Here is a 10067-nt window from a genome sequence, read left to right as displayed (position 1 = left end):
CATTATTCAATTTTCAAAGAACATAATTTTTATTAATTACTACGTCAAATCTACAAATTCTGTAGTATCAGCACCACTCCATAGATTCATTATTATCAATGCAATCTTTCACCAGTTCTTTAAAATCCTTAAACATAGTGCAATCTTCTCTTCCTGTATAGCCATATGCAATATTATCATCATAATCTTTTATAACTTCATATATTTCTTTGCATACATCTACTTCCTTAGTTGCACCGCAATCACAAGCATATAAAAAATGTAATATCGAATTATATTTATAATCGTATTTCTTATCAAGTCTTTCTGTTTCTGCATCATATTTCTTAAAGAACTCTTTTCTTTTATCTTCTCCAAATAAAAATTGACCTTTTTCAAGTTCTTTGTAGTGTTCTGCAATTTCATTATTAACTAATTCTGATATTTTGTTTCTTAATCTATTAAATCCTCCATATCCTAAATCTATAGACTTGTTTTTACTATCAATTGTAACTCCCATCTTACTTCACCCTTTCTTAATTATTCGGTTATTCCGAATAATTTGCCTTATCTACATGTTATGTTGAGGGGAATAATCCCCTCATGTTTTGCAGTAACCTTAATTAGCCATTTGTAATCCCTGCTAACGCTTATAGTCTTGCAAGCTTATCTAATTAGCCTTATTGGTAATACTAAATCCTTTTTATTCTTTTCATCTGTTACTAAAATAGGGTTAATTGGATTATTTATATATAGGGTTGCATTTCCTGTATAATTTTTTAATGCTTCCAACAAGTACCTTGAGTTAATTCCAATCTCAAGTTCTTCTCCTTCAACTTCTGCTGAGAAATACCTTTTTATTTTAAGTTCTTGATTCTTTGCAGTCGCATATGAACTGTCTGTATTAAATTTAATTCTCAGTAAATTGCTATAGCCTTGATCTAATCTACCTATTTGTTTACATAAACTTACTAATTCCGAAGAGTTAACTATAACTTTAGTTTTATGCTCTTTGGGGATCAAACTGTCATAACTTATAAATTGCAAGTCTTTTTCTTTTGATGCAGTTATTGAAATCCAACCAAAACAAATCTTTATATAATTATCATTTTCATAGACTGTTGCAATATCACTTTTTTTAAAATTATTTAACATCTCAACAATGCTACCTGGAATAATAATTTGTTTATCTGTCATATCTTCTATACTGCTTCTAACACTCATTCTGTAGCCATCTAGTGCAACAAAATTGCATTTATCTATGAGAATACATCTTAAAACTGGTCTTATCTCCTCTTTAGTCCTTGCATAAACTACTTCAATTAATTCTGAAAAATTAGTTATATCAAAACATCTTCCTTCACTCATTTCAATTTCTTGTATTTGATTATCTTTATTCTCAAAATTTAATTCTTGCTTATCGGATTTAATCACTTTGTCCCTTACTATTAAGCTTGTCTTTCTTGGCAATAATGAAAAAACTTGTTCAGGTATTGATAAAACACCTTCTTCTTTATCAATATTATTCGGCTCAATAATTTCTACTTGGCATTTATGGTCTTTTGACTCTGCTAATAACTTAACCACGCCATTCTTAACTAATTTTTTTAGTAAAAATAATGATTCACTATTAACTATTGCTTTCATTTACTCGCCTCCAAAAATCCAATTTGTAATCCTTCTTTAAAATACTTTTTACACTTATCTGTCCTTTGCTTATAAGCTCCAGTTGCTTTACAATATCCACGACATAGCTTCATACCTTTTTTGCATTGTGGCTGATAATTTAAACAGAAATGGCAGCACCATCTATTAATTAAAACTTTTCTTGAAGTATCCATTTATAGATCCAGTTCCAAAATTTCATCTTCGGTGACCTTCTTATCAGCCATACATTTTAAAATTACATCTTCCCTCGCATATTTACCCTTATACATTGTTAAACTCTTTAAGAGCCTATCTAACGGCTTGTCCTTTATCTCTAAAACTGCTTTTATTTCTTCTCTAGTTAAATATTCACTTAATAAATGTGCTTCTAAATAGTTTTGAAATTGAAGCTTATACTTTAAATACAACTTTCTATTATGATGTACCCCTTTTTTATGATCCCTATGCTTCATCTGTATCTAAAATCTTTGCATGTCTTGCTGCTCCACGTTCTGTCCAAAGATATAAAACTGATACATATTTAAGGCTTTCATCATTTTGATGATATCCTTTAAACGCCTTTAATTCTGAACCTTCTAATTTATAATAATGTTTATCTTTAACAAATCTGTTTATATTTCTATTGAAATTATTGCTAATTATCTTATCTTCTGTTCCGAACTCTTCTGCTAGCACTTTAGTTGTCATAATTCTTTGATTTTCATATTCCATTGGAATTAATTTATCCATTTAGCTTGTCCTCCTTTTTTATCGTTTTGTTCAAAACTTTGAACTTCTTTCTCAAAAAATAGAATTGAATCTTATCTGATGTTATCTCTAATAATTCTGACATTCTGCTAATTTCATCTTGAGAAAAGAATATTTTATTGTTTAATTTTAATGACAAAGTTCTTTCAGAAACGCCTACAGCTTTGGAAAAACAACCTTGAGTACCAAATTTTTCTATTATTCTTCCTCTTAACTTACTATAATTAAAAGCCATATACCCACCTCCTATCATCAAGTTCAATCTTTTGAACAATTTAATATTATCATGTCGTAAAATCTGTGTCAATACATTTGTTCAACATTTTTAACTTTTTAGTTTTAAGTATTGAACTTTTATTCAAAATGTTATATTATAATATGTGAAAGGATTGATATTATGAATATTGAAAATACATCTGTAAGATTAAAACAACTAATGCAAGAACGAAAACTTAGACAGGTCGATTTATTAGATATGGTTAGACCATTTTGCGAAAAATATAATGTTAAAATGAATAAATCTGATATTAGTCAATATTTATCTGGAACAGTTAAGCCAGGCCAAGAAAAACTATCAATGTTAGGTATGGCATTAAATGTTAATGAAGCTTGGTTAATGGGATACGATGTACCAATGGAGAAAATACATTATATTGAAGCTTTGGAATCAATAAAAAATGACAAACTTTCAAAAGAAGAAATAATATTATTAGAAAATTACAATAAATTAAATTCCTTAGGTAAAAAAGAAGCAAACAAAAGAGTTGCTGAACTTACACTGATACCTACATATACAGAAATAAAAAATAATGTTACAGAATTAATTACTGCTACTACTAAAAAAGAGCCTCAAACATTAAACGATTTAGACATAACTACTTTAGCTGCACATGATGATAATTTAACAGAAGAAGAAAAAGTAGAAGTGGATAAACGAATATTAGAAGCGTTAAAGAAAAGACAGAAGTAATCGAAGGGTGGATTACATATGACAAGATACGAAAAACTATTAATTAAAGCTAAAAAAGAAGGTGTCGAGGTATTAGAGATTGACCTTGGCACCAATAAAAAATGTGGTAAATACATTAGCAAAGGAAAAGAAAGTATTATAATTATTAATTCTCGTAATTCCTCTAAAGAAAAGCTTGAGATATTAGCTGAAGAGCTTGGGCATCATATAAAAAACTATAGTGATATAACTGATCAAAGTATAATTGAAAATAAAAAACAAGAATTAATCGCTCGTAGACATGGATATAAATTTATATTAAATCCTTTAGACATAGTTCATGCAATAAAATGTGGTTTTAGTAGTATATATGAATTAGCTGATTTCTATGAATTAACTGTAGAAGAAATGATTAATATAATGGAAGACTTTAAAGCTCAATATGGAATAGGAAAAAGATTTAACGAATATTTTATTACTTTTGAACCTGCTTTTGCTTTTGTTAAAATGTTTGATGGTGAAATTGTTTCTTAAAATTGCTAATATCCAGTGTAAAACTGGTTTATTTTATAAATACAAATAGAACGTAAGTTCTAGAAAGGGATGGTTAAATGGAATATAATGTTACTTATAGGGATAAGGATAGTGGAATACAGGTAATAATATCATACAAAGATGAGCTGGGAAGATGGAAACAAAAAAGTAAGCAAGGCTTTCCTAATACTCGAGAATGTAAAAAATCTGCTAAAATAGCAGCTGATAAAATGTTGCAAGAATTAAAAGCTAAAATAAATCTTAATTCTGATAGTGAATATCAAAATTTGATATTCAAGAATTTTATAACTATTCATAAAGAGCATATGAAATTAAATTTAGAAACTAACACTTTAGTTGGTTATGAAACTGCCTTAAAACATTTTAAGGATATTGAAGATATGGATATCACCACAATAAAATCAATTCATATACAAAAATGCGTTGATTTGATGGTCTCCAAGGGATTGAAGTCTATTACGATAAAAACTTATTTACAAAAATTAAGTGCATTTTTTAAAGCTGCAATTTATCAATACAACTTAATACTAATCAATCCTGTAAATTATAATAACATAAAATTTAAAACTGATAAAAATGTAACTACCAAAAGAGTTCTTAATTCTCAAGAAGAAGAAGAACTCTTAAGTAAAATAAAAAATAAGAAATATCATTTAATTTCTATAATTGCAGCAAAATGTGGATTGAGATTAGGTGAAATTTTAGCCCTTACCTGGACTGATATTGATTTTGATAATCGAAAAATCTCAATAAATAAACAGTGGAAGCAAATCGATAAAAAGATATTTGATTTTGGATCTGTGAAATCAAAAAATTCTAATAGAATTGTACCCATTCCTAAAAGTGTTTTAGAAAATTTGAAAATATATAAAAAAAATTCCATCTTAAGAATTGATGGAAGAATATTTACCTATAAAAATACAATTTCTACTGGCAGCAATTTGCATAGAGAATATGTTAAATTAGGTTTTGATATTTCAATACATGAATTAAGGCATACTTATGCTACTAATTTAATTGCCAATGGAGTGGATTTTAAAACTGCTGCTAAATTCTTAGGTCATGATGTAGAAATGACAATGTCAATATATTCACATGTAAATGATGAAATGCTAAAAAGAGCTACTGATATAATTGACAAATATTTATAAATTTTTTGAATAAAACTTTTGACGTTTCTTCTAAAACTCCAATCATATCAAGCATTAAAAGGATTTTAATGTATCTTTCCTAAAAATAAACTCATATCATTTCCTCCTAATTTTAAAACAACTTAATCGTCAAATTAAGTATTTCTTATTTTTATATTTTTCTAACTATACGAAATATCTTATTTTTAATCATTTTTTTGACGTTTTTTTGACGAACAACTAAAATTTATTAATTCTTTATTAGTATTTCGCTTTCCTTAATAAAATAATACTATTTTTATTATTCTTTTTATGTAACCTATGTTACTTTGCCAAAAAAAAATTGCATTTCAAATAATAAATATACTTTCACTAAATAAAAATCAGTTAATTGTATAATATTCAAAATTATTGAACATAATTATAACTGAAACATAATTTTTCTTTATTTTATAATGATAGAGATAGTATTTTGCAAGTGCAAATACTATCTCTATTGTTATATATGATCTAATTAATTCACTTTACTTTAGCAAAAATGTACTCCACTCCAGTAAATACGATTTTTAATTATAGTTTTTTCTGGGAATTCAACACCTTCTAGTGCCCACTTCTTATATTCTTCAAAACCTACTCTATCAATAATATATCCTATATGCTCTTTTCCACCTGGAGCATCTTTATCTATATATTCTGTAACAAATTTATAAGTATTTAAAATAATTTTTGTAATACTTTGTTCATCAGCCCAAATCAAGAAATCTTCAGCTAAACGTGGATTCTTCTTTCCTGATCTTCCCATAAGAACTAGTTTGTAATATTTCTCTTTGCTTCTTGTCCATGCACCTGTAGGACATGCATTTACACATTCACCACAGCCAATGCATTTTTCAGCATTTCTAGCGACTTTATAATTAACTGTTTCTAATGCTCCTACAGATTTTTTCTTACAAGCTCTTACACAGGCTCCACAATCTACACATCTATCAGCATTATATTGTGGCTCTGTCATACCTATTATACCAAAGTCATGAGTTCTTGCTTTAATACAATCATTTGGACATCCTGTCAAAGCAATTTTAAAGTGTAAATCATTTGGAAATATTGCTTTTTCTATTCTTTTAGCAAAGTTTGTTGTATTATAATTGGCAAATGGACATACATTATTTCCAACACAGGCAGATACATTTCTAGTTCCTGCTGCTGTATATCCTTTTCCAGGGATCTCTTGATTTATATCTAACTTTTCAATAATAGGTTGTAACAGTTCATTTACTTTATCCATGTCTTCAAATCTTATACCAGGAATTTCAAAACCTTGACGAGTAGTAATATGAACAGTACCATCTCCGTATTTTTCTGAAATTTCTTGTATCTTTCCAAGTAGTTCTGCATCTAAATGACCACCAGGAACTCTAACTCTTGAAGCAGTTATTCCTCTTACCTTTGTAACTCTAAAAGCATTTTTTTTGATTTGTTTAGTATTTAAATCCACAGCTACTCCTCCTAATCTATTAAAGATTTGCCTATTGAATAATTGAAAACAGGTCCATCTAAACAAATGTATGTATCATCTATTTTACAATGTCCACATTTTCCAATTCCACAGCACATTTTTCTTTCTTGAGAAATCCAAACATTATCTTCTGGTATTCCACGCTTTAAAAATTCTGCTACAGTAAATTTCATCATTATAGGAGGACCTACTACAATAACTACAGCATTGTTAATATCTTTGATTTCAAGTTCAGGAATATACTTAGTAACCATTCCTACATTACCTTCATATCCTTCTTCAGCATTATCCACAGTTAATATTAAATTCATGTTGTTTGTCCACATTTTAATATCATCTTTGAATAAAACGTCACTTGGTGATTTAAATCCTGCAATTAAAGTAAAGCCTTCTGAATCCTTAGAATTTTTAGCAAAATAATCTACAACACCTCTTACTGGTGAAAGACCTGTTCCTCCAGCAACAACTATTAATTCTTTGCCTTTATAGTTTTCTATATCAAATCCATTTCCATAAGGTCCTCTTAAAAATAACTTATCTCCAACATAAGTATTGAAAATTTCATTTGTTACTTTACCAACTCTTCTTATTGTTAAATCAACTGTACCTTCGCCTATACCACTTACTGATATAGGAGCTTCCCCATATTTAGGTAATGAAACTTCAAAAAACTGACCTGGTTTTACGTCTCCTTCAAATTTCATTCTAAAAGTATATTCAATTTCTGTATGCTTAATTACCTCTTTAATTTCTGATAAAAAAGGGATATATTCATTTTTACTCATTTCCAGACACCTCTTCCATACCATCTTTTAATTTGTTTATACAATTTGAGAATGATATATATTCTGGGCAGATATCATCACATCTTCCACAACCAACACACATGTGATATCCCCATTTCTTTTTATAATCATAAACCTTATGCAGTACTTTAAAACGCATACGTTGTCCCTTATCTAATCTAAAGCTATGACCTCCAGCCATATTAGTAAATCCATCTACATGACATGATGCCCATACTCTGCGTCTTTCTCCTGCTTTACCATTATCAGTATAGAAAATATCCTGCATTGTAAAACAAGTACATGTTGGACATACAAAATTACATCTTCCACAAGCAATACAACGACTGCTATACTCTTTCCACATTTCTGATTTCATAACATCTAAAGAAAGATTTTCTGGTACTGAAACACTTACGCTATTACTATCTACAAAATCTGGTTTAACTTCAACTTCTTCATTAGCTCCAAATATTTTTTCAAACTCACTATCTTTGACATCTACATATACGCTGTCGCCAATTACTTTTAAATATGCATTGTATTCATCAGTTGTATTCGTTCCCATACTTACGCAGAAACAATTATCAAAGGAATTTTCACATCCCATTAAAATAAACTTAGTATTTTCTCTTATTCTTTTATAATAATGATCCTCTTGTCCATTTTTCAAGTAAATGTCATCTGTTCTCTTTACTGCATGCAAATCACAACTTCTTAAAAATATAATTGCACCTTTTTTGCGAGCATCAGCTTCCTTTATAGAATCTTCTGTAAAGAAGAAAAGAGTTTCAGAAATAGGAATTAATACTTCTTTATGCGAATACTCAGCTTTTTTATCAAAAACAATATCATCTATTGTTTTTATTTCGCCGTAACGCACTCTATCTGTATCAGAAAAAGAACCTTCACCTTCAAATAATTTTGGTGCATATATTACATATTCTTTTGATAAATCTTGAAATATATCGTTAATAGCTTTTTTATTTAATTTATATCCCATATGCTTACTCCTTTACTTCTTTTTTGCGATTATATAATAAGGCAACGCTAAAAATACTGCTCCACCAATCATGTTTCCAAGTGTTACTACTCCAATGTTATATACATATCCCATTACGCTTACGCTTGCTGCACCTGGATTAAGTAATCCAATTGTTAAAAGAGTCATATTAGCAACACTGTGTTCAAAACCTGATGTTATAAATGCAAATAAACACCAAAATATCATTATAAGTTTTCCAGATTCACTTTTTAATTTAAAGCTGCACCATGTAGCTAAACACACTAATATGTTGCAAAATATACCTCTCATTAATAATGGCATAAATGGAATACTCATTTTAGTTGCAGAAGTTTTAGCAATAAATTCCCCTATAGGTCCTGCTGAAAGTCCTGTTGCATAAAACATATATCCTGCAATAATAGAACCAACTAAATTTCCTAAAAAACAAACTATCCATACTTTAAGAGTATCACTCCACTTTACTTCTTTACTTAAAGAAGCTGCTGTCATTACAAAATTATTACCTGTAAATAATTCTGAGCCAGCCATAATAACCAAACTAAGCGCAATACCGAAGGATACTCCCATTACAATTTTCGTAGCTGGTGAACCGCTGCTGCTTAGCAATCCTCCAATTGTGAATATAAGCATAATTCCCATACCTACATAAAGACCTGCAAGCATTGAACTTATGAAATATCCTAATCCATTTTTCTTTAATAAATTTACTTTTGCTTTTGCTGCCATAACCACACTGTTAAATTCTTCACAAAACATACTATAATTACTCCTTTCATGTTTACGTTATCGAATACAATAATTATATGTCATTACAAATTAAAACACCGTGATTTTAATCACGGTGCTTTAAAAAATTCTGATAACTTCTCTTGATTAATCACTTTTATTTTTTTATCTTCGTAAATAATTAATTCTTCTTTTATCAATATTTTTATCGCTCTTGATATGGTTTCTCTTTTAGATCCAAGTAAATCAGCCAAATAGGTAACACTAATATTCATATTAATGATTACTCCATTTTCACTTTTAATTCCATAGTCCTTGCTTAATTTCCATAGCTTTGCTGCAAGCCTTTTTTCCATTCTTATTGTACCTGTTGTATTTTTCAACTGCCTATAAAGTCTTCTTACCTTCATAGCTAAAGAACTCATAATATTTTTAGAAAGAATAAAATCTCTTTCCATAATGTTTAAAAAAATATTTTTATCATAACTTAAAATTTGTGCTTGCTCAAAAATTTCACAATTAATTGATGAGGGTAAACCTTGTATTATTACATCATTAATCATTTTTCCTTTTCCTAAAATAAATATTACCCGCTTATGCCCATTTTCATTTAATTTATATAATGATACACTTCCACTAATAATAATATATAAAGTTGAAACCTCTTCCTTATCCCTAAAAATATGAGCTCCAGCATCATATTTTTTTACTTCTCCCAATTGAGCAAGTTTTTCATATGAAACTTTGGATATATTATTAAAAATCTCCAATTCCTCTAATTGCTCTGTTGTAATCTTGTTCATTAGCACTCCTATCAACCAACTCAATTAGTTGATTAAAATTACTTTATTATAACTTGTTGGGCTAGTTTTTTATGATGACATCGCATGACATTAATTTTTCTAACACAACATTTTATTCTATATTTTAATAGGTTGTTGAATAACTAATTTTTACAAATGGTTATTCAAGAAAATATTCTTAG

At 28.5% G+C, this 10067-nt stretch carries 14 protein-coding genes; 3 read left to right on the top strand and 11 right to left on the bottom strand.

Going from position 1 to position 10067, the window contains the following annotated elements:
* Positions 1–67: 67 nt before the first annotated feature.
* The 6 genes from GXK56_RS27235 to GXK56_RS27210 form a co-directional block, all read right to left on the bottom strand.
* A complete protein-coding gene (locus GXK56_RS27235) occupies positions 68–499 on the bottom strand; it encodes a hypothetical protein (RefSeq protein WP_160693406.1) in 432 nt (143 codons plus the stop codon).
* Positions 500–645: 146 nt separating this feature from the next.
* Positions 646–1626, bottom strand: coding sequence for a DNA polymerase III subunit beta (locus GXK56_RS27230; RefSeq protein WP_160693404.1), 981 nt, complete (start codon positions 1624–1626; stop codon positions 646–648).
* Positions 1623–1820 carry a hypothetical protein gene (locus GXK56_RS27225; protein ID WP_160693402.1) on the bottom strand — a complete coding sequence of 66 codons (198 nt, stop codon included), beginning with the start codon at positions 1818–1820 and terminating at the stop codon, positions 1623–1625. Before GXK56_RS27225 ends, GXK56_RS27230 begins: the two co-directional genes overlap by 4 nt.
* The gene (locus tag GXK56_RS27220) at positions 1821–2099 is read right to left on the bottom strand and encodes a hypothetical protein (protein WP_202127953.1); all 279 of its coding nucleotides are present in this window, start codon (positions 2097–2099) and stop codon (positions 1821–1823) included.
* On the bottom strand, positions 2089–2376 hold the full coding sequence (locus GXK56_RS27215) for an ORF6N domain-containing protein (protein WP_160693400.1): 288 nt from the start codon (positions 2374–2376) through the stop codon (positions 2089–2091). Before GXK56_RS27215 ends, GXK56_RS27220 begins: the two co-directional genes overlap by 11 nt.
* Positions 2369–2629 (bottom strand): DUF739 family protein, encoded by a 261-nt coding sequence (locus tag GXK56_RS27210; protein WP_160693398.1) that lies wholly within the window; start codon positions 2627–2629, stop codon positions 2369–2371. Before GXK56_RS27210 ends, GXK56_RS27215 begins: the two co-directional genes overlap by 8 nt.
* A gap of 162 nt (positions 2630–2791) precedes the next feature.
* Here GXK56_RS27210 and GXK56_RS27205 point away from each other — a divergent pair, with 162 nt between their 5' ends.
* The 3 genes from GXK56_RS27205 (at position 2792) to GXK56_RS27195 (ending at position 5049) form a co-directional block, all read left to right on the top strand.
* Complete coding sequence (locus GXK56_RS27205) at positions 2792–3364, top strand: transcriptional regulator (protein ID WP_243156288.1); 573 nt, start codon at positions 2792–2794, stop codon at positions 3362–3364.
* Between the two features lie 18 nt (positions 3365–3382).
* Positions 3383–3877, top strand: a complete 495-nt coding sequence (locus GXK56_RS27200; protein WP_160693396.1) for an ImmA/IrrE family metallo-endopeptidase — start codon at positions 3383–3385, stop codon at positions 3875–3877.
* 77 nt (positions 3878–3954) lie between these two features.
* Positions 3955–5049 carry a site-specific integrase gene (locus tag GXK56_RS27195; RefSeq protein ID WP_160693394.1) on the top strand — a complete coding sequence of 365 codons (1095 nt, stop codon included), beginning with the start codon at positions 3955–3957 and terminating at the stop codon, positions 5047–5049.
* A 508-nt stretch (positions 5050–5557) separates the two neighbouring features.
* Here the strand turns inward: GXK56_RS27195 and asrC are convergent.
* From asrC to GXK56_RS27170, 5 genes are all read right to left on the bottom strand, one after another.
* Positions 5558–6523 (bottom strand): sulfite reductase subunit C, encoded by a 966-nt coding sequence (asrC, locus tag GXK56_RS27190; protein ID WP_160693392.1) that lies wholly within the window; start codon positions 6521–6523, stop codon positions 5558–5560.
* Positions 6524–6534: 11 nt separating this feature from the next.
* Positions 6535–7329, bottom strand: a complete 795-nt coding sequence (asrB, locus tag GXK56_RS27185; protein WP_160693390.1) for an anaerobic sulfite reductase subunit AsrB — start codon at positions 7327–7329, stop codon at positions 6535–6537.
* Entirely contained in the window at positions 7322–8332 is a 1011-nt protein-coding gene (asrA, locus tag GXK56_RS27180) for an anaerobic sulfite reductase subunit AsrA (RefSeq protein WP_160693388.1), read from the bottom strand. Before asrA ends, asrB begins: the two co-directional genes overlap by 8 nt.
* A 12-nt stretch (positions 8333–8344) precedes the next feature.
* On the bottom strand, positions 8345–9112 hold the full coding sequence (locus tag GXK56_RS27175) for a formate/nitrite transporter family protein (protein WP_160693386.1): 768 nt from the start codon (positions 9110–9112) through the stop codon (positions 8345–8347).
* An 80-nt stretch (positions 9113–9192) separates the two neighbouring features.
* Complete coding sequence (locus GXK56_RS27170) at positions 9193–9885, bottom strand: Crp/Fnr family transcriptional regulator (RefSeq protein WP_160693384.1); 693 nt, start codon at positions 9883–9885, stop codon at positions 9193–9195.
* Between the last annotated feature and the right edge of the window lie 182 nt (positions 9886–10067).

The organism is Clostridium sp. C2-6-12 (genome assembly GCF_009928485.1).
Taxonomy (GTDB): Bacteria; Bacillota; Clostridia; order Clostridiales; family Clostridiaceae; genus Clostridium.
The sequence above is the reverse complement of the archived record's forward strand: the minus strand, read 5'-3'. Positions and strand labels throughout refer to the sequence as shown.